A 19,717-nucleotide genomic window follows, 5' to 3' on the forward strand; every position below is an offset into this window, starting at 1 on the left:
CGTCGGCCCGGTGACCGGGTCGGCGGCGTCAGTTCGTGGTGACCGCGGTCTCGCTGACGGACGTGTCGCCAGCGGTCCCCGTGTCGTTGCCGGTCGTGCCGCGTCCCGCAGCGGCGCGGATGGCCGTGGCGAACTCGCCGGCGATGGCCACGTTCGCTGCTGTCGTCGGGTGGATGCCGTCGGCCGAGGTGCCCGGCAGCCAGCCGTCGTCGGACGCCCGGTCGGCAGCGAAGGGGTCGGCGTACGACCAGCCGTGCTGCTGCGCGTCCGCCGCCAGCGCACGGTCGAGCACCCGGTTCTCGGTGCGACGGTCGACGCCCCACAGGCTGGACGTGTGGTTCGACGGCGGTGCGGCGATCAGCAGCACGTGCGGCGCGCTCTGGTGCGCTACGAGGGTGTCGATGTTGCGCAGGATCCGGGTGGTCGGGACCCCCTGGTTGACGTCGTTCGTGCCGAGCTCGACCACGAGCACGTCGGCCCCCGGCACGGCGGGCATGCGCGCGAGCACCTGGTCCGTGCGGTTCCCGCTGTGCGCGTAGCCGCCGAGCGCGTGCACGCCGGTGTCGGTCGTGTCGGCTGCCAGGTCACGCAGCCACGATCCCGGTCGCGCCGTGATCGAGTCGCCGGCGTACGCGAAGGTCACCGCGCCGCCGACGTCCGCGCCGACGACGCCGGTCAGGACCTGGTGCGGGGTGTGCTGGAGCTCGCGGATCTGCGCGGCGGCGATGCGGGCGGCCTGGGCGGTCGCCGTGGTGGCGACCGTCGGGTGCGACGCGAGCGCGACGACCGTGGGGACCGCGACGAGGGCCGCGACCAGTGACGCGACGGTGACGATGTGACGCGGACGCATGGCGGCCCTCCCGAACGATCCTGCAACTGCTCGGATCACCGTAGGGCCGCGCCAGGGCCGTCAGGCCGTGCGATCGTCGGGAACGCACCCCGCTGCCTGAGACCCCTGAGAGCCGTTGCTGGGAACGACGTCACGAAACGGTCTCAGCGCGCAGGATCACCAGCGCTCGTGCACCGTCGCGCGGAACCAGCGGTCGTACAGGTCGTGCACCGTGCTGTCGAGGCCGGGCACCGTGTCCAGGTCGAGCGACCCCGCTGCGGCGTTCGACCGGGCCTGCTCGGCGTTCCGCGCGCCGGGGATCGCCGCGGTGACGCCGTCCTGTGCCACGATCCACGCGAGCGCGGCCTGCGGCACCGAGACACCGTCGGGCAGTGCGGCCGCGAACTCCTGCGCGGCACGGACGCCGTCCTCGAACGGGACGCCGCTGAACGTCTCGCCCTGGTCGAAGGCCTCGCCGTTGCGGTTGTAGGTGCGGTGGTCCTGCGGGGCGAACTCGGTGTCGGTCGTGTACTTGCCCGACAGCAGCCCCGATGCCAGCGGGACGCGCGCCAGGACGGCGACCCCGGCCTGCTTCGCCGCGGGCAGCACGGCGTCGAGCGGCTTGAGCCGGAAGGCGTTGAGGATGATCTGGACACTCGCGACGCCCGGGTGCCGGATCGCCTGGAGCGCCTGGTCGGCGGTCTCCACGCTGACGCCGTACGCAGCGATCGAGCGGTCGGCGACCAGCGCGTCGAGCGCGTCGTAGACCGCGTCGTCGTCGAACACGGCGGTGGGCGGGCAGTGCAGCTGCACCAGGTCGAGGGTGTCCTGCTGCAGGTTCGCGCGCGAGCGGTCGACCCACGTCCGGAAGTTCGCCGCGGAGTAGTTCGACGGCACCTGGTCGGCGCGACGGCCCATCTTCGTCGGGACGGTCACACCGGAGTCGGGGTTCGCCTGCAGCCAGCGGCCGATCAGCTGCTCGCTGACCCCGTCGCCGTACACGTCGGCGGTGTCGAACAGGGTCACGCCGGCCTCGGCCGAGGCGTCCATCACGGCGAAGGCGTCCTGCTCGGAGACGGGACCCCAGTCACCGCCGAACTGCCAGGTGCCGAGACCGATGACGGAGACTTCGCGGCCGGTGCTGGCCAGGGTGCGTCGCTGCATGGCTTCGACGGTAGCGGTGCCGAGCCGTGTACCGACAGAGCATCCCCAGTCGAGCACGGCACTCGTACCGTGGTGGGCATGCACGACGACACCGCCACCGTTCCCACCCCGACACACGCCCGCACGTTGCCGCGGGGGCTGCTCGGCCGGGTCGCGATGTGGTGGACGGCCACGACGGAGATCGCCGAACTGACCCGTGACCGCGAGCGCGAGGACCGCGTCCGCGCCGAGGCGGCCGTCCGGCTCGCACCGGGCCCGTGGGCGATCGCGGACCTGTTCCGGCGGCGCTGACGCGCCTGTGTCGTCGGACACAGCTGGCACCCTCCGGACTGCTCGCCCGGTGTGCTCGCCCTAGCGTCGCGGCATGGACCCACAGCGCTTCGACGGCATGGCCGGCCTGGCCCTGAGCCTGCTGCTCCCCGTGGCCGTGCTGTTCGTCGCGTCGGCGATCCGCGTGTCCCGGGCGCCGCGGTGGACGTGGCTGGTGTTCCTGGCGGCGGTCGGTGGGCTGCTCGTCGGCTCCGCCGAGATCCACTGGTCCCAGTACCCGACACCGGCCGACAACGAGTGGGGCCGCTACGACGGTGGCCAGTTCCTGGGTTTCAGGCTCGGGTTCGTCGGCGTCACCGTGAACGCCGCGGTCTGCGCCGTCCACGGGTTGGTCACCGACAGTCGCCGCCGGTGGATCCGACCGTTCACCGTCCTGGAGGCCCGGCTCCTCACCGCCTCGTCCCTCGCCCTGGCAACGGCCTGCGCCGCCCCCGCGGCGTGGTGGGTGTCCGGCGCGGGGTTGCCGCCGTGGCCGGTCCCGGTGCTGCCGGCGGCGCTCGGGCTGTCGCTGGCGGTCGTCGCGTGGGTGCGTGCGGACCGCCGCGGACTGGGACTGGACGCCCCGGTCCTCCGCGTCGTCTCGGCGATCGTCGGTTGCGCGCTCGCGGTCGCGGTGGTGTCGTCCGGCAGCGGCGGGCCGGACCTGTCCCTGGTGCCGGACACCGCACCACCACGGCAGACACCCGCATCGACGCCGGACCCCTGGGCGGACTGGCCCGCCGCGTCCGGGCCGCACCCGGTCGACACGACGACGCTCGACGCCGCGGCGGTGCAGGACGGAACGCGGGCGATGCTCCAGGACACGGTGCGCTGGGCCGGTCCGCTCGACGACCTGTCGTCACCGACGCCCGCGGCTGCTCCCGCTCCACCGGTCGCCCTGCGGCAGGTCGCGTGTCCGTCCGGCGGTAGCCGATGGACCGGCACGCTGACCCTGCCGACCGCTCGGCCGCAGGACGTCGCGACCCGGGTCCTGCGCGGATGGGAACACGCGGGCTACACCGCGGCAGACCGGGCGATGGGGACGGACACGCGGTGGCCGATCGACACCGATGCCGCCGTGCAGCGCATGCAGATCGGCGGTGACCGCACCGGAGTGCAGGTCACCGCCGAGTCGTTCTGCGTGTGAGGGGTGTCAGCGGCGCAGGCCGGAGAGCTCCTCGAACTCGTCGTCCGTCAGCTCGATCGTCGCACCGGCCAGGTTGTCCTCGAGGTGGTCGACGCTCGACGTGCCCGGGATCGGGAGCATGACCGGCGAGCGCTTGAGCAGCCACGCCAGCGCGAGCTGTGCCGGGGTCGCACCCTTGCGCTGGGCCAGGTCGGTCAGCGGCGAACGGTCGCCCGTCAGACCGCCCGTGGCGAGCGGGAACCACGGGATGAAGCCGATGCCCTGCTCGGTCGACCAGTCGAGGAGCTCTTCGGCGTCGCGCTTCTGCAGGTTGTACAGGTTCTGCACGGAGACGATCGTGGCGATCTGCTGCGCGGCCTTGACCTCGTCGACGGACACCTCGGACAGACCGATGTGCCGGATCTTGCCCTCGTCCTGCAGCTTCTTCAGCTCGCCGACCTGGTCCTCCATCGGGACCTTGGGGTCGATGCGGTGCAGCTGGAACAGGTCGATGCGCTCGAGTCCCAGACGGCGCAGGCTCATCTCGGCCTCCTGACGCAGGTACTCGGGGCGGCCGACCGGCGGCCACTTGTTCGGGCCCGTGCGGGTCAGTCCGGCCTTCGTGGCGATGACGACGTCGTCGCCGTACGGGTGCAGGGCCTCGTGCAGCAGTTCCTCGGCGACGTACGGGCCGTAGCTGTCGGCGGTGTCGAAGAAGTTGACGCCCAGCTCGACGGCACGCTTGAGCACGCGGACGGCTTCGTCGTGGTCCTTCGGCGGTCCCCACACCCCGGGGCCGGTGAGCTGCATGGTGCCGTAGCCGAGGCGGTTCACCTCGAGGTCGCCGCCGATCCGGAACGTGCCGGAGGCGTCTGCGGGACGGGTCGTGGTGTCGGAGTTCGTCATGACGTCCGGTCTACGCCGACCGGGCTGACGCCGCCTGCGCTCGGCGTCCCCCGGTGTCGTGCGTGTGGGTGCTGGTCAGCGTGTCGGGCGCGGGTACGGGGTCTCGCCGCGACCGAGCATGCCGACCAGCTTCGCGATGCGGTTCGCCCGTGCCGTCGGGCTGGGCGCCGTCGTCACCCGGTGCAGCACGGCGTACCGGTTCGTCCGGTCGAGCTCGACGAAGAGCGCTGTCGCTGACGGGTCGGCATCGAGCGCCGCCTGCAGGTCGTCGGGCACGGTGGCCGTCGCGGCTCCGGCATAGGCCCGGTCCCAGCGTCCGTCGGCCTTGGCGCGGTCGATCTCGGCCTGTCCCCGGTCACGCATCCGGCCCTCGGTGACCAGTCGTGCGACCAGGCCGATGTTCCGCTCGGACCACAGCGAGGCCTTGCGCCGCGGGGTGAACATCTGCAGGAAGGTCTGTGCGTCGCGGGAGCGCTTCTGCCCGTCGATCCAGCCGGAGCACAGGGCTTCGTCGAGCGCCTGGGCGTAGGTCAGCGTCGTCGGCTCGGTGGTGCCCTTCTTCGCGAGCACGAGCCACACGCCGTCGGGTTCGGTGTCGTGCGCGAGCAGCCAGTCGCGCCACGCGACCGCATCGTCGACGACCAGCTCCGCTGCCACCATGCGCACATCGTAGGGCGGCACGGACACGCATGGTGTGGCACGACTACGGTCGTGTACATCCGGTCCACAGGGGCCACGAAGGGAACACACATCATGAGCGCATCTTCCGGTCGTCCGACCACGGTCACCGTCTCGTACGTCCTCTGGCTGATCACGGTCCTGGTCGGGATCATCAGCGGCATCGTCGGGTTCTTCTCGCTCGGTGACCAGACCAACGGCATGGGTGGCGCACTCGTCGCGGGTGCGGTCATCGCGATCATCATCGCCATCGTCGAGCTGTTCATCGTCTTCCGCATGCGCGACGGTCGGAACTGGGCCCGCATCGTGCTGCTGGTCCTGGCGATCCTGCAGGTGCTCGGTGTCGTCAGTGCGTTCAGCGTCCTGGGCACGATCGGCCTGATCGCGGTCGTCATCGCGACGGTGCTGATGTTCCTGCCGTCGTCGAACGGGTACTTCCGCCGCGGCTGATCGACGCCCGCAGGACACGGAGCACGGAGCACCACGGATCGCCGTGGTGCTCCGTGCTCTCCGTTGTGCGAAGCGCGCCGGAGGCCCGCCGCCCGGCCGCCCCGGCCGCGAACGGCGCCGGCCGCCCGGGCCGCCGGCCTCAGACCCAGTGCGGCTGGGCGAACACACCGTGCGGGTCGGCCTGTTCGGCGATGCGGTGCAGGCGCGAGGTGTTGACGTCGAAGTACGCCGTCGGGTCGGTGATCGCCGCGTCGCAGTAGTTCGCGTACGCGGCGTCGCCCCACGCGGGCTGCATCGCCGACCGGAAGCCCCGGACGTACGCGTCGAAGGGCCCCGTGTCGCTGCCGTCGGCGAACACCGCCGTGTACTGCACCGTGCACAGCGCCGAACGCCACGGGAACGGGGTGTCGGTCCGCCCCACGTCCGCCACCACGCCACCCAGCGCGTCGAGTGCGACGCCGCCCTCCCGAATGCCGGAGACGTCGCCGGCCGCCGCTGCGTGCTGCACGAGCTGGTCGATCTGCGCGTCGGTCAGCGCCGCGGTGCCGATCGACGAGGTCGCTGCCTCGGACACCCGCTGCGGCTTCCCTGCCAGCTGCGCCATCGCCTGGCCGTAGGTCAGTTCCGTCGCCGTGTGGGTCGTCGGCGTCACGCCGACCGCCGCGATGAAACCGTCGACGGAGGTGTCAGCCCCTGACTTCTCGCCGGTCCACGTGCCGGTGATGGTGACGGTCGGCGTGTCGCGCCGTGACCCGGCCAACAGCTTCAGCGTCGACCAGAGCTTCGGGTCCGCCTTCGGTGCCCAATCCTGCCAAGCGCGTACGACCGCCCGTGCGGCCGACCACGGGAAGACGATGGTGAAGAGCAGGACGTCGGGCGCGGGTTGCGTCGTGAAGGTCATCGACGTCACGACGCCGACCGTCCCGCCGCCACCGCCCCGACTGGCCCAGAACAGATCGGGGTCGCTCGTCGACGAGGCCTGGTGCACGGCGCCGTCCGCCGTCACGATCGTGACGCCGGTGAGCTGGTCCGCGGTCAGGCCGAACGAGCGCACGAGCACGCCGACGCCGCCGCCGAGGGTCAGGCCGCCGATCCCGACCGTCGGACACGAGCCCGAGCCGATGGCCCGCCCGGCCTTCGCCAGCGTGGCGTAGACGTCGGCCAACCGTGCGCCCGGGCCGATCGTCACCGAGTCCCCCGACACCTGGATGCCGTTCAGCTCGGACGTGCTGATCACGAGCGACCGCGGGACGTCCGTCCCCGGCGCTCCGCCGGCCGACCACCCCGTGTACGAGTGCCCGCCGGCGCGCAGGGCCACGGGGGTGTTCGTGTTGCGGGCGAAGGCCAGGCCCGCCATGACGTCGTCGACGTTCGCGACGCGCAGGATGCCCTGCGGGTCGGCGTCGTCGTACCGGGGGTTCTCGAGCACCCGGGCGCTGTCCCAGTCCTTCGAGCCGGATCGCAGCAGCGTGCCGGCGACCGTCGTGGCGAGCGCGTCCCAGGTCGTCGGTCCGGGGCCGGTCGACGGCGATGCCGACCCGGACGGACCACCGGACGGTGACCCCGATGCCGACGGCGAACGGGTCGGAGCCGGCGCGGGTCCGCTGCACGCGGCGAGCACCCCCGCCAGCCCGACGCCGACACCACCGACCAGCAGGCTGCGGCGGGTGGTGCTGCTCGATGGTTCGTTCACGGAACCTGTCTACGCCCCGGTCGAGCTGATCCGGACGGCTCCGGCCCAGTCGTGCACCCACGCGGGCAGTTCCCGGTCGTCGGGAGCGCCGCCGAGGGCGTCCAGCAGCTCGGCCGCCGGCACCGTCCCACCGCTCGTCCGCAGGAAGCGTGCCTGCACCACGGCCCGGGCCACCACGGCGCCGCGGCGCAGGAACGTCTGCTCCATGTACGCAGCGCGTTCGTCGACGCCGAGCACCCGGGTGACGAGCTCGAACCGCTGCCCGAGCGTCAGCGACCGCTTGTACGTGATGGTCTGCGCTCCGACGACGGGGTACCAGCCGCGATCCGTCAGCGACTGCCAGAATCCGGACCGCAGCATCAGGTCCATCCGCCCCAGGTCGAGCATCGACAGGTACTTGCCGTTGTTGACGTGCCGCAGGGGGTCCAGGTCGGTCAGCGTCACCCGGAACGGCGTCCGCGCCTCGCCCCACAGCGACAGTGGGCGCGCTCGCCGGGTCCGCAGGCGCAGGAGCAGCAGTCGGAAGTACAGGTTCACGCTCCCGATCAGACCAGAGCAGCAGCCGTCGGCTCCAGAGCCTTGGAGGATCCGCACCAAACCACGCCGAACCTGACGGGTACGGCCGGTGCCTCCCTCCAACCGCTCACCCCGGAGTAGACCGGAGTCATGCAGACACGCAAGCTCAGTGACCTGGACGTCGGTGCCCTCGGACTCGGGACGATGGGGATGAGCGCCTTCTACACGGGCGCCGGGACGGACGACGACGAGTCGGTGCGCACCATCCACCGTGCGATCGACCTGGGCGTCACCCTCTTCGACACCGCCGAGGCGTACGGCCCCTACACGAACGAGGAACTCCTGCGGCGGGCGCTCGCCGACCGCCGCGACGACGTCGTGATCGCGACGAAGTTCGGCCTGATCACCCACCAGCCCGGTGAGGCCGAGCCGGCCTCGCAGCGCGGCATCAGCTCCGCTCCCGAGTCCGTGCGCGAGGCCCTCGAGGGATCGCTCCGCCGCCTCGGCACGGACCACATCGACCTGTACTACCAGCACCGCGTCGACCCGAACGTCCCGATCGAGGACGTCATCGGCCAGCTCGCCGGCTTCGTGCAAGAGGGCAAGATCCGCCACATCGGCCTGTCCGAGGCCGGCCCCGCGACGATCCGCAAGGCGCACGCCGTCCACCCGATCACCGCGCTGCAGAGCGAGTACTCGCTGTGGACGCGCGACCCCGAGGGCGACGTGCTCGACACCCTGCGCGAACTCGGCATCGGCCTGGTGCCGTACTCGCCGCTGGGCCGCGGGTTCCTGACCGGCGCGATCACCAAGCCCTCGGACCTGGACTCCGGCGACTTCCGCCTGGACAACCCCCGGTTCCAGCAGGAGGCCTTCGCGACCAACATGCGCATCGTCGACGAGGTCAAGCAGGTCGCCGACGAGGTGGGCGGCACCCCGGCCCAGGTCGCGCTCGCGTGGCTGCTGGCGCAGGGTGACGACGTCGTCCCGATCCCCGGCACCAAGCGCGTCACCCGCCTCGAGGAGAACGTCGGCGCGACCGAGCTGACCCTCACCGCCGACCAGGTCGCGCGCCTGTCGGCGCTGCCCGCCCCGACCGGTGACCGCTACCCCGACATGTCCACCATCGGCCGGTAGACGCAACCGACCACAGGACGGGAGGCCCGGTGCCAGCTGGCACCGGGCCTCCCGTCCGTCATCCGGTGTGACTAGACCTCGGTCGCGAAGCCCGCCGCGCGCACCTGCAGGTCCTCGATGCGCCGCAGCCGCGCGGCGTGCACGTCGTAGCCCTCGTAGGCGGGCGGCGGCAGCTTCCGCACGTTGTGCGAGCACTGGAAGTCCTGGCAGACCAGGGTGCCGATCGTGTTGCCGTTCCGGCCGGCCGGCCCCGAGCGCTTGGCGCTGTAGAACACGACGTCGTTCGGCAGCTTGACGTCCTGGCACCACGAGCACTGCGCGCGCGACCGCGGCGAGGCCTCGGCCTGGCGGAACAGGATCCCGATCAGGTCGCCCTCGAGGGTGGGAACCACGGCGTAGGCGCGTCGTCCGATCTTCGGGTCGCGCCAGCCGAGGAAGTCCAGGTCGTCCCAGACGACGGTCTCCAGGTCGGTCGGCATCGTGATGTCGCTCGTCTCCTTGCGCGATGCGTTGACGAAGGACGCGCGGATGGTCTTCTCGCTGAGGGGCAGCATGGTGTGAGCCGTTCTGTGGTGTCGTCCGGGGCGCACACGGGCGCCGCGCCGGACGGGCGTTCGGAAGAGGGGTCGACGAGTCCGGCCGTGTCGGGCGACACAGCCAGGGGCGTCAGGCCCTGATGCCGGCGTGGACGCCGACGACCTCCTCGGAACGGTGCTTCACGGCTCCAGCCTAGGACGGCTTGTCAAGAGCACGACCGAGCCGTCGTACGCCGGCCGCACCCGCAGCGGGCCGTGCCGGTCGTCCCAGGCGCCGGTCTCGAGTGCGCTGCGCAGTGCGGCGACCGAGCGTCGTGCGGTGAGCTCGTCGACCAGGCCCCAGGCGGGGTCGGCGGCCCTGGTCCCCGCGTCGAGCAGGCGTTCCGGGCGGCCGTAGTACGCCTCGGCGAACCCGGCGACGCTCGTGTACGGCACCGGCAGCCGTTCGGTCGTGACCTCGTCGCCGAGTGCGGCACACTGCCCGTCGACCGCGGGGTGGCGTGCGGCGTCGGCAGCGGCCACCTCGGGTGCGTACTCGGCCAGCCAATGTGCGGCGATGCGGTCGGGATCCCGCGTCAGGACGACCACCGGTCCGCGCGTCACCCGGCGGACCTCGGCCAGTCCTGATCCGGCGTCGGGCCAGTCCGCCAGCGCGAACGCGACGAGCGCGGCGTCGACCGAGTCGTCGGCGAACTCGTCCAGTTGGCTCGGGCCGTCGATGACCGTCGCGTCGGGTCCGGTCGGCGCGTACCCGGGGTCACCCACGACCAGCAGGGTGCTGACCTGGCCGATCGCCCTGGAGACCGCACGGACGAACGCGGGCTCGGGGCGGCGGAGGGTGACGTCAGCAGGAGTGCTCACGCGCTCAGCCTACGGTGGCGTGCTCGCGCGGACCGCTACTGTCGGGGGCATGATCAGCGGGGGATTCAGCATCGTCGTCGTCTTCTACGCACTCTTCGTGCTCGCGCTCGCCGTGTTGGCGGTGGCGCTCATCGTCCTGGCGTTCGCCGCGATCCGGGTCCTGCGGCTGTCGGCGCGGGAACGGGTCCTGCGCATCGCGCAGCTCGAGCGACAGGCGTTCCTGCAGGACTTCGACGACACGCACGACGGCGGCACGCACGACGGCGACACCGACCACGGCGACGGCAACACGCCGGTCTGATCCCGCGCGCGGTCGGTTCAGGCGTCGGCAGCGACCTGCTCGGCACGCTCGGTCGCGGCCCAGCTGCCCAGCAGCGCGATCGACCGCTCGGAGTCCGAACCCGGCTCGGCGCTGTACGTGAACATCGTCAGGCCGGGGTCGGCAACCAGGTCGAGGGCCTCGTAGTCGAGCTCGAGCACCCCGACCACCGGGTGGTCGATGCGCTTCTTGCCGGTGCGGTGCAGGCGGACGTCGTGCTCGGCCCACCAGGTGCGGAACTCCTCGCTGCGGGTGGAGAGCTCGCCGACGAGCGTCACGAGCCCGGGCTCGCACGGGTTCGTGACGGCCGCTGCTCGCAGGATCGCCACCGAGTCCTGCGCCGTGCGGGCCCAGTCGACGAAGAACGTGCGCGCCGCCGGGTCGAGGAACGTGAAGCGCGCGGAGTTCACCGGACGACCGGGACCGGCGAACATCGGCGCGTAGAGCGCACGGCCGAGCTCGTTCGCCGCCAGGACGTCCCCGCGCTCGTTCCGCACCCACGCCGGCGCGCCCGTGATCGCGTCGAGCAGGCGTTGCACGCCGGGTCGGATCCGGGTCGGCATGGTCTTGTGCATCATCTTCACGCCCGAGTTGGCCAGCCGCGCCAGGTCCCACAGGTGGGTGCGCTCGTCCTCGTCGAGCTGGAGCGCTCCGGCCAGGCCCTCGAGCACGCTGTCCGAGACGCCCTTCAGCGAGCCGCGTTCGAGCCGCGTGTAGTAGTCGACGCTGACGCCGGCGAGCATCGCGACCTCGTGTCGTCGCAGCCCCGGCACGCGCCGGACCCCGCCGCCGAAGGACGGCATGCCGGCCTGGTCGGGGGTGATCCGCGCTCGCCTGGATGACAGGAAGTCGCGGATCTCGTTGCGTACGTCGATGCCCATGCCGACCAGCGTACGTGTGTCGCCCTGGCCGCCGACAGGCACCAGCGTGACCCGTCCGGCACGTGGTGACCGGAGTCGTGCCGTCCGGTGCGTCAGCTGGTGACGCGTTCGGCTGCGGTCGCGATCGCGACGCGGGCCACGCGGTGACCGTCCATGCGGGTGACCTCGAGGCGGTGGTCACCGACCTCGACGACGTCCCCGACCTGCGGGACCCGGTCCAGGTGGACCTGCACCAGGCCGCCGACCGTCTCGTAGTCGCCGTCGGGCAGGGCGGGACCGCCGTCGGCGACCAGGTCCTCGAGCACCGTCGCCCCGTCGACGTCGCCCGTCTCACGGACGGGGGCGTCGTACTCGTCACGGATCGGACCGACCAGGTCCTCGAGCAGGGCCTCGAGCGTGACCATGCCCGCGCTGCCGCCGTACTCGTCGACGACCAGGGCGATCTGCGCCCCGGTCGTGCGCATCTCGGCGATGGTGCTCGACAGCGACTTGGTCTCGGGGAACGCGACGATCGGCCGGGCGATGGTGCTGATGGACGCCGACGGGTCGGCCGGGCGCAGCAGGTCCCGCAGGTGCACGAACCCCGTGACGTCGTCGCGCGAGCCGTCGGTGACCACGTAGCGCGTGTGGCCCAGGTCGAGCGCGACGTCGGTGGCGGCGTCGATGCGCTGCCCACCGTCGAGGGTCGCGACGTCGTACCAGGGGCGCATCGACTCGCGGAGGATCCGGCCCTGGGCGTCGAGGGCGCTGCGGGCGATGCGGCGCCCCTGCTCGTCGATCGCGTCGTGGTCCGACACCAGCCCACGGAGCTCTTCGGTGCTCATCGACTCGCTGCGGGCGTCCGGGTCGCCACCGAGCAGCCGCACGACGGCGTCCGTGCTCTTCGACAGCACCCAGATCGCCGGGCGCATCAGGATCGCGAACCGGTCGAGCGTGGGGGCGACCGCCATCGAGAACCCCTCGGCGCGCTGCAGGGCCAGGCGTTTGGGCACCAGCTCGCCGAACACGAGTGACAGGTAGGCGATGACGAGGGTCATGGCGACCAGGGCGACCGTCTCGGCGGCACCCTGCTCGAGCCCGAGCCCGGTGAACAGCGGTGCGATGTCCGGGGCGATCGAGGACGCGCCGTAGGCCGCCGAGAAGAACCCGGCGACGGTCACGCCGATCTGGACGGCGGACAGGAAGCGGTTCGGGTCACGGCCGAGGGCGGCGACCCGGGCTCCGCGGCTGCCGCGGTGCTCGAGCTGCTGCAGCTGCGACTCCCGCAGGGACACCAGGGCGATCTCGGCAGCGGCGAACACCCCGCCGACCAGCACGAAGACGACGACGAGTCCGAAGGCGATCCAGGTGTCCACACTGTGATCCTGCACAGGTTTCCTGGTGAACCGGCCGGTGATCGCTGGGGAACCGGCCGGTGTTCGCTGGTGAACCGGCGGTCACGGCCGGGTCTGGGCCCCGGTCGCAGCTGCCCGGTCCTGGCTAGAGCGCCCGCCCCGTGTGGGACTCGATCCACGCCCGCGGGTCGACCGGCAGCGTGCCGTCCATCAGGACCTCGAGGTGCAGGTGCGCTCCGGTGGACACCCCGGACGAGCCGACGCTGCCGATGAACTCACCGGCTTCGACCTGCTGTCCGACCGTGACGGGCGAGGACCCGGGGATCATGTGCCCGTACAGCGTCGAGACCTTGCGGCCGTCGATCACGTGGTCGATGATCACCGCGCTGCCGTACGAGAAGTACGTGCCCGAGACCCGGACGGTGCCGGCTGCGACGGCACCGATCGGCGCGCCCATGCCGGGGTTGAAGTCGAGGCCCTGGTGCTGGGACGAGCACGCCGCGCACGGTGCCGAGCGGTAGCCGAAGCCCGAACTCATGCGCACCGGGGCGGGAAACGGGGAGCGGACCTGGCCGCCGTAGACCACCGCGGCGGCCGGGTCGGTGGTGACGACCTGGTTGCCGCCGCCGATCGTGAAGCCGTCCCGCGAGGTGGTCGCGGTGGCCACGGCCTGGGTGACGGCGAAGTCCTGCGTGCGGACGATCGGCGCGAGCGTCGACGTGGCGCTCGACGTGCCGACGCTGGCGTGGGCGGGCATGGCGGACGCGGCGAACATCGCGACGGCGGCCGCGGCGCTGGTCAGCGTGAGGCGACTGGTGCGGCGGCGGCGGGCCGTGGTGGTCGTGGCGGTCGTGGTGGCGACCACCGTGCGGCGCGGGGTCCGGGTGAATCGGGTCGTCGGAGCGGTGCGCGCGGGCGTGGGCTTCGCCGTCCTCGTCGCCGTCGCCGTCGTCTTGGTCGCCGTCGTGGTGGCGACGCGCTTCGTCCGCTTGGCTGCTGCGCGCTCGGCCTCCAGGGCAGCACGACGCGACAGGTGCACGGTCGGAGTGGCGTGCTGCTGGTCTGCGTCGCTGGGAATCGTCATGGCCGCAGACCATTCTGCACGAAGCTGTCCGGTTGTACAGCCCCCGGTCCGGGTCAGGCGTCGTCCGGATCGGCTTCCGGCGGGGTCGCGCGCCAGCCGTCAGCCGCGTGGAACCGGCGTTCCAGCGCCGACGACACCCATCCCGCGGGGATCAGCAGGAACAGCCAGAACGGACCGGTCGACGGCACGATGACGGCCCCGACGAGTGCGACGACGAGCGCGATGAACGTCACGGTGCCGTCGACCGGATGCAGCATCGGCCGGCCGTCCGAGCGCACCAGGTCCGGATCGCGCCAGATGGTCCACTGCATGGCCGTCATGCTCAGGCTCGCCATCGCGATCGTGCCGATGTACAGCGCGTTCACGCCACGGTCGTGCGCGGTCTGCGCGATCAGGTTGGACGAGAACGGCAGGAACGCGATGCTGGCCAGCCACACGAAGTTCAGCTGCAGCACCCGCGTCGAGTACGTGCGCGTCGCCTCGAACAGACCGTGGTGCGACATCCACAGCCGCGAGATCACGATGAAGCTGACGAAGAACGCGATGAGCCGGCCGACGTTCTCGTTGAGCAGGTCCCCCAGGGACATCCGGTCGATGTCCACCGCGACGTCCACCAGCGGCAGGAGCAGCAGGGTGATCGCGATCGCGACCGTGGCGTCCGAGAAGTTCACCAGCCGGTCGAGTCCCCGGTCCGTCCGCAACGTCCTCGCCATGTCGTCAGCCTAGAGCGAGCCGGCCCGGCCCGGTCAGCCGCCGATCAGTAGTGTCGTGGGCAAGCGAGCGGAAGGACCCCCCATGGCCCGAACGCCCCGGGAACGCCACGAACCCATCGACCTGCAGCACGCCGAGGTCGTCCTGGCGGGCACGCAGGAGCTCCTGCCGGTGCTCCGTGTGGCCGCGGTCCGTGCCGGCATCGACGCCGCACACATGCGCGTGATCGGTGTCGACGACCTGCCCGACCCGTCCGAGACCGGCAACGCCGAGCTCGCCGTCATCGCGATCCGGCGACCGGGCGACGATCCGGCGTTCCACCGTGCGCACGAGGCGGCCGACCTGATCGACCCGCTGCTCGCACCCCACGCCGTCCGCATCGTCATCACGGTCTCGGGCGCGACCCGACTGGTCCCGAAGCTCGAGCGGACCCTGACGTCCGAGGTCCTGCACCAGATCGGCGCCGCGTCCGCACCGTCCGGGTTCCGGCGTCCGTTCCGGACCCTGCGGTTGCGTCTGGGGCTCGCCGCGCTGCAGGCCGCCGGCGTGCGGGTGTTCCGGATCACCATCGGGCACTGACTCGGCCGGTCAGACGGTCCGACCGCTCCGGTCGCCGGGTCAGCGCGCTCCGGTTGCCGGGTCAGCCGGTCGGTCCGCCGCGTAGTTCCAGGGCGATCTGCTCCGCGTCGAGGTTGCCGAGCACGGACTCCAGCACCTCGGCGTCGAACGACCCGTCGTCGCGGGCGTCGAGCAGCGCCGACCGCTGCGCGTCGAGCACCTGCAGTCGACGGACCTTCTCGCGACCGAACCAGGCCCGCAGCTCGGCCGGGTCGGTCGCCTCGAGTTCCTCGCGGGTGCGGGGCGTCGTGGTCGCGGCATCGGCGCTCGCCGCGGTCACCTGCTCGGCGGCCGCTCGCATCACCCCCATCAGCCGGCGTCGCTCCTCGGTGTCCTGCGCCGCCTGGTCGCTGGTCGGTGGGCTGATGCGACGCAGCAGCGGGCCGATCGTGCCGCCCTGCAGCAGGAGTGACAGGCCGGCGACGGCGAACGCGACGAAGACGAGCAGGGACTTCTGTGGCGTGCTGTCGGGCAGCGTCTGTGCGGCGGCGACCGTGACGGCGCCGCGCATCCCCGCCCAGACAACGGCCGTGCCCTCGCGCCACCCCAGTGGGGCCGCGGCGAAGTACCGGATGTCCGCCAGGGTCTGCCGGACGCGGGTGCCGAAACGTTCCAGGTCGCGCTCGCTCGGCGCACGCCGGCCGAACCGGTGCTCCTGCAGCGCGGCGCTCGCGGCGTCGGGGTCCGCGGCCCGGTACTCCTCGAGCCGGTCCTGCAGACCGGCCTGGCGCCGGGCGCGCCGCGACAGTCCGAACAGCAGCGGCACGACGTAGGCGGCGCGCACGAGGACGGTCAGGACGAGCGCACCGGCGGCGATCAGCAACGCGGGGACGATGCCGGCGTGGTCGTGCTGGACGTCGGCGACGATCGATGCGAGCTCCAGTCCCATCACCAGGAAGACCGCGCCCTCGAGCACGAACGCCACGGTCCCCCAGTTCTGCGCGTCCGACAGCCGGTGGGTCGGCGGCAGGACACGTGGTGCGCGGATGCCGGTGACCAGACCAGCGACGACGGCTGCGACCAGGCCCGACGCGTGCAGGGACTCGGCGGGGATCGACGCCGCGAAGGGCACCGCGAACGACAGCGCCGTGTTGACCGTGGCGTTCGAGACGGCAGCACGGACGCGCAGGTTCAGCCACCCGACGACCAGACCGATCGCCACCGCCACGGCCACCGCGTACGCGAAGTCGCCGACCGCACCCCAGAACGAGAAGGACGCGGCCCCGGCGGCGATGGCCGTGCGCAGCAGCACCAGTGCGGTCGCGTCGTTGAGCAGGGACTCGCCGTCCAGGATCGCGATCACCCGTCGGGACACCGAGGTCTGCTTGACGATCGAGGTCGCCACGGCGTCGGTGGGGCTGACGATCGCGCCGAGGGCGATGCCCCACGCCAGACCGAGGTCCGGGACCGCCCACGCGAAGAACAGGCCGAGCACGACCGAGCTCGCCACGACCAGCACGACCGACAGACCGCTGATCGCCCCGAACTCCCGCCGGAAGTTCATGGTGGGCATCGACACCGCCGACGCGTACAGCAGCGGCGGGAGCACCCCTGCCAGGATCCACTCCGGGTCGATCTCGACGTCGGGGATCCACGGCACCAGGCTGGCGACGATGCCCACGACGACGAGCACGAGCGGCGCGGCGACGCCGATCCGCGGTCCGAGCACGGCGGCGCCCGCGATCACGAGCAGGCCGACCAGCCCGACGAGCAGGAGTTCTGTCACACCCCCAGCGTGGCACCGATGGGCGTGTCGATGAGGGCGACGCTCCCCGCGACGACCGCGACCGCGGCGACGGCCAGCGCGCCGCGGACGGCGACGGACCCGATCCGCCGCATCCGTGGGGTCCCGACCAGCCACGGCCCGCTGCCGTCCGGGTCGTACGAGAAGGGGCCGGAGCCGTCCGGGGCGTACCGGAACGGGCCGCTGCCGTCGGCGGCCCAGGCGGAACGGAGGTCCTCGGCGGTCCACCCGAAGTCCTCGGGTCGACGTCGTGTTGCAGTCATGGTGTGCTCCTCGCGACCCGTCCATCACACGACGGCGGCCCATGCGCCGCCGATGCATCCGCTGGGCGATCGCTGGGAGCTGACTCCCACAAGGTGTCTTGATGTCGAGACATCGCCCGGGACGAGTAGCGTGGAGCCACCGTCGCGCGAACAAGGGAGTACCCGCCAGCATGGCCAAGATCATCTACACGCTCACGGACGAGGCACCGTTCCTCGCCACCCACTCCTTCCTGCCCGTCATCCAGGCGTTCGCCAGCACCGCCGGCGTCGACGTCGAGACGCGGGACATCTCGCTGTCCGGCCGGATCATCGCGCTGTTCCCCGAGCGGCTCACCGACGAGCAGCGCCTCGACGACGCACTGGCCGAACTGGGTGACCTCGCCAAGACGCCCGAGGCGAACATCATCAAGCTGCCGAACATCTCGGCGTCGATCCCCCAGCTCAAGACCGCGATCGCCGAGCTGCAGTCGCAGGGCTACGACCTGCCGGACTACCCGGACGAGCCGACGACCGACGACGAGCGCGAGGCCCGCGCCCGCTACGACAAGGTCAAGGGCAGCGCGGTCAACCCCGTCCTGCGCGAGGGCAACTCCGACCGTCGTGCGCCGCTTTCGGTCAAGAACTACGCGCGCAAGCACCCGCACCGCATGGGCAAGTGGAGCCCGGACTCGCGCACCAACGTCGTGACGATGGGCGCCGACGACTTCCGCTCGAACGAGAAGACCTGGGTCGCTCCCGCTGACGACACCCTGACGATCGAGTTCGTCGGCACCGACGGCAGCACCCAGGTCCTGAAGCAGTCGATCCCCGTGCTCGCCGGCGAGGTCATCGACGGCACCGTCCTGCACGTCGGACCGCTCGAGCAGTTCCTCCGCGCACAGATCCAGCGTGCGCAGGACGAGGGCCTGCTGTTCTCGGTCCACCTCAAGGCCACGATGATGAAGGTCTCCGACCCGATCATCTTCGGCCACGTCATCCGCGCGTTCTTCCCCGACGTGTTCGACGAGTACGGCGCCGACCTGGCCGCGGCCGGGCTCACGCCGAACGACGGCCTGAACTCGATCCTGGTCGGGCTCGACGCGCTGCCCAACGGCGCCGAGATCAAGCAGGCCTTCACCGACGGCATCGCCGCCGGACCGGAGCTCGCGATGGTCGACTCCGACAAGGGCATCACGAACCTGCACGTCCCGAGCGACGTCATCGTCGACGCGTCGATGCCGGCGATGATCCGCACGTCGGGCCACATGTGGGGCCCCGACGGCGACGAGCACGACACCGTCGCGGTGATCCCGGACTCCAGCTACGCCGGCATCTACCAGGCCGTCATCGAGGACTGCCGCGCCAACGGTGCCTTCGACCCGTCGACCATGGGCTCGGTGCCGAACGTCGGCCTGATGGCGCAGAAGGCCGAGGAGTACGGCTCGCACGACAAGACCTTCGAGGTGCCGGGCGACGGCACCGTGCGCGTCACGAACGCCGCCGGTGAGACCGTCATCCAGCACGACGTCGCCCAGGGCGACATCTGGCGCGCATGCCAGACCAAGGACATCGCCATCCGCGACTGGGTCAAGCTCGCCGTCACGCGGGCACGCGCCAGCGCGACCCCGGCCGTGTTCTGGCTCGACGAAGGCCGCGCGCACGACGCCGCGCTCATCGAGCTCGTGCACCGCTACCTCGGCGAGCACGACACCGACGGCCTCGACATCCGGGTGCTCTCCCCCGTCGACGCGATGCGCCTGTCGCTCGAGCGCATCCGCCGCGGTGAGGACACCATCTCCGTCACGGGCAACGTCCTGCGCGACTACCTGACCGACCTGTTCCCGATCATGGAACTCGGCACCTCGGCCAAGATGCTGTCGGTCGTGCCGCTGCTCGGCGGTGGTGGTCTGTTCGAGACCGGTGCCGGCGGGTCCGCTCCCAAGCACGTGCAGCAGCTCGTGCAGCAGAACTACCTGCGCTGGGACAGCCTGGGCGAGTTCCTGGCGCTCGCGGTGTCGCTCGAGCACCTGGCCGGTGTGACGGGGAACGCGCGCGCGCGGATCCTGGGCGAGACCCTCGACCGCGCCACCGGCACCTTCCTGGAGAACGACAAGTCCCCCGGCCGCAAGATCGGCATGATCGACAACCGCGGCAGCCACTTCTTCCTGGCCAAGTACTGGGCAGAAGAACTGGCGGCACAGACCGAGGACACGGAGCTGTCGGCCGCCTTCTCGCACATCGCGGGCGAGCTCGGCGCGAAGGAGCAGACGATCGTCGACGAGTTGGTCGCCGTGCAGGGGCACCCGGCCGACATCGGCGGCTACTACCGCCCCGACGACGCGAAGACGAGCGCGATCATGCGTCCGTCCGCGGTGCCGCCCTGAATCGCAGCTCGCCCCCAGCGTGCCTCCGTGCCGCCCGCGGACCCGTCCCCGTTCGACCGGTCACGACTCCCCGCTCACGTGCGCTCACTGGTCGGAAGCCGTCGGTGCCGAGGCGCGACAGCGACGGTCTCCGACCACCCGGCAGACGTGAGCGGGGTGTTGCGACCGGTCGGCGGGGCGGGACCGGGCTCGGTC

General features: G+C 71.8%; 21 protein-coding genes. 7 read left to right on the forward strand and 14 right to left on the reverse strand.

Translation table 11 applies throughout. The features are described from left to right. Nucleotides 1-28: 28 nt before the first annotated feature. Nucleotides 29-850, reverse strand: a complete 822-nt coding sequence (locus tag MT346_RS13790; RefSeq protein ID WP_243563647.1) for an SGNH/GDSL hydrolase family protein — start codon at nt 848-850, stop codon at nt 29-31. Nucleotides 851-1,006: 156 nt separating this feature from the next. Continuing rightward, entirely contained in the window at nt 1,007-1,993 is a 987-nt protein-coding gene (locus tag MT346_RS13795) for an aldo/keto reductase (protein ID WP_243563648.1), read from the reverse strand. Nucleotides 1,994-2,071: 78 nt separating this feature from the next. Between MT346_RS13795 and MT346_RS13800 the strand changes: the two genes are divergently transcribed. Then, entirely contained in the window at nt 2,072-2,284 is a 213-nt protein-coding gene (locus MT346_RS13800) for a hypothetical protein (protein WP_243563649.1), read from the forward strand. 73 nt (nt 2,285-2,357) lie between these two features. Beyond that, nucleotides 2,358-3,449, forward strand: a complete 1,092-nt coding sequence (locus MT346_RS13805) for a hypothetical protein (RefSeq protein ID WP_243563651.1) — start codon at nt 2,358-2,360, stop codon at nt 3,447-3,449. 6 nt (nt 3,450-3,455) lie between these two features. Here MT346_RS13805 and MT346_RS13810 read toward each other — a convergent pair whose 3' ends face one another. Both MT346_RS13810 and MT346_RS13815 read right to left on the reverse strand, forming a co-directional pair. Beyond that, nucleotides 3,456-4,334, reverse strand: coding sequence for an aldo/keto reductase (locus tag MT346_RS13810; RefSeq protein ID WP_243563652.1), 879 nt, complete (start codon nt 4,332-4,334; stop codon nt 3,456-3,458). Between the two features lie 75 nt (nt 4,335-4,409). After that, nucleotides 4,410-4,994 (reverse strand): YdeI family protein, encoded by a 585-nt coding sequence (locus MT346_RS13815; protein ID WP_243563653.1) that lies wholly within the window; start codon nt 4,992-4,994, stop codon nt 4,410-4,412. A gap of 93 nt (nt 4,995-5,087) precedes the next feature. Here MT346_RS13815 and MT346_RS13820 point away from each other — a divergent pair, with 93 nt between their 5' ends. Then, nucleotides 5,088-5,462: a hypothetical protein gene (locus tag MT346_RS13820; protein WP_243563654.1), complete on the forward strand. Its 375-nt coding sequence runs from the start codon at nt 5,088-5,090 to the stop codon at nt 5,460-5,462. 139 nt (nt 5,463-5,601) lie between these two features. Here MT346_RS13820 and MT346_RS13825 read toward each other — a convergent pair whose 3' ends face one another. Beyond that, nucleotides 5,602-7,155, reverse strand: a complete 1,554-nt coding sequence (locus MT346_RS13825) for an FAD-binding oxidoreductase (protein ID WP_243563655.1) — start codon at nt 7,153-7,155, stop codon at nt 5,602-5,604. 9 nt (nt 7,156-7,164) lie between these two features. After that, nucleotides 7,165-7,692: an acyl-CoA thioesterase gene (locus tag MT346_RS13830; RefSeq protein WP_243563657.1), complete on the reverse strand. Its 528-nt coding sequence runs from the start codon at nt 7,690-7,692 to the stop codon at nt 7,165-7,167. Between the two features lie 129 nt (nt 7,693-7,821). On the opposite strand from MT346_RS13830, the gene MT346_RS13835 reads away from it, so the two are divergent. Further along, nucleotides 7,822-8,808 carry an aldo/keto reductase gene (locus MT346_RS13835; protein WP_243563658.1) on the forward strand — a complete coding sequence of 329 codons (987 nt, stop codon included), beginning with the start codon at nt 7,822-7,824 and terminating at the stop codon, nt 8,806-8,808. Nucleotides 8,809-8,879: 71 nt separating this feature from the next. On the opposite strand, the gene MT346_RS13840 is transcribed toward MT346_RS13835, so the two are convergent. Both MT346_RS13840 and MT346_RS13845 read right to left on the reverse strand, forming a co-directional pair. Next, the gene (locus MT346_RS13840; RefSeq protein WP_243563659.1) at nt 8,880-9,362 is read right to left on the reverse strand and encodes an FBP domain-containing protein; all 483 of its coding nucleotides are present in this window, start codon (nt 9,360-9,362) and stop codon (nt 8,880-8,882) included. Between the two features lie 162 nt (nt 9,363-9,524). Further along, complete coding sequence (locus MT346_RS13845) at nt 9,525-10,205, reverse strand: SAM-dependent methyltransferase (protein WP_243563660.1); 681 nt, start codon at nt 10,203-10,205, stop codon at nt 9,525-9,527. Between the two features lie 49 nt (nt 10,206-10,254). On the opposite strand from MT346_RS13845, the gene MT346_RS13850 reads away from it, so the two are divergent. Next, a complete protein-coding gene (locus tag MT346_RS13850; protein ID WP_243563661.1) occupies nt 10,255-10,506 on the forward strand; it encodes a hypothetical protein in 252 nt (83 codons plus the stop codon). Nucleotides 10,507-10,523: 17 nt separating this feature from the next. Here MT346_RS13850 and MT346_RS13855 read toward each other — a convergent pair whose 3' ends face one another. The 4 genes from MT346_RS13855 to MT346_RS13870 all read right to left on the reverse strand — a co-directional run bounded on the left by MT346_RS13855 (nt 10,524) and on the right by MT346_RS13870 (nt 14,536). Then, nucleotides 10,524-11,405: a helix-turn-helix transcriptional regulator gene (locus tag MT346_RS13855; protein WP_243563662.1), complete on the reverse strand. Its 882-nt coding sequence runs from the start codon at nt 11,403-11,405 to the stop codon at nt 10,524-10,526. Between the two features lie 92 nt (nt 11,406-11,497). After that, nucleotides 11,498-12,760: a hemolysin family protein gene (locus MT346_RS13860; protein ID WP_243563663.1), complete on the reverse strand. Its 1,263-nt coding sequence runs from the start codon at nt 12,758-12,760 to the stop codon at nt 11,498-11,500. Nucleotides 12,761-12,884: 124 nt separating this feature from the next. Beyond that, a complete protein-coding gene (locus MT346_RS13865) occupies nt 12,885-13,823 on the reverse strand; it encodes a M23 family metallopeptidase (protein WP_243563665.1) in 939 nt (312 codons plus the stop codon). A gap of 53 nt (nt 13,824-13,876) precedes the next feature. Next, the gene (locus tag MT346_RS13870) at nt 13,877-14,536 is read right to left on the reverse strand and encodes a TMEM175 family protein (RefSeq protein ID WP_243563666.1); all 660 of its coding nucleotides are present in this window, start codon (nt 14,534-14,536) and stop codon (nt 13,877-13,879) included. A gap of 82 nt (nt 14,537-14,618) precedes the next feature. Here MT346_RS13870 and MT346_RS13875 point away from each other — a divergent pair, with 82 nt between their 5' ends. After that, on the forward strand, nt 14,619-15,113 hold the full coding sequence (locus MT346_RS13875; protein WP_243563667.1) for a hypothetical protein: 495 nt from the start codon (nt 14,619-14,621) through the stop codon (nt 15,111-15,113). 61 nt (nt 15,114-15,174) lie between these two features. Here the strand turns inward: MT346_RS13875 and MT346_RS13880 are convergent, their stop codons facing one another. Beyond that, complete coding sequence (locus MT346_RS13880; RefSeq protein ID WP_243563668.1) at nt 15,175-16,878, reverse strand: sodium:proton antiporter; 1,704 nt, start codon at nt 16,876-16,878, stop codon at nt 15,175-15,177. After that, nucleotides 16,875-17,159: a hypothetical protein gene (locus tag MT346_RS13885; RefSeq protein ID WP_243563669.1), complete on the reverse strand. Its 285-nt coding sequence runs from the start codon at nt 17,157-17,159 to the stop codon at nt 16,875-16,877. Before MT346_RS13885 ends, MT346_RS13880 begins: the two co-directional genes overlap by 4 nt. Nucleotides 17,160-17,329: 170 nt before the next feature. Here MT346_RS13885 and MT346_RS13890 point away from each other — a divergent pair, with 170 nt between their 5' ends. Further along, nucleotides 17,330-19,522: an NADP-dependent isocitrate dehydrogenase gene (locus tag MT346_RS13890; RefSeq protein WP_243563670.1), complete on the forward strand. Its 2,193-nt coding sequence runs from the start codon at nt 17,330-17,332 to the stop codon at nt 19,520-19,522. Nucleotides 19,523-19,717 lie beyond the last annotated feature (195 nt).

It is taken from the genome of Curtobacterium sp. VKM Ac-2922, from assembly GCF_022815645.1.
GTDB lineage: Bacteria > Actinomycetota > Actinomycetes > Actinomycetales > Microbacteriaceae > Curtobacterium.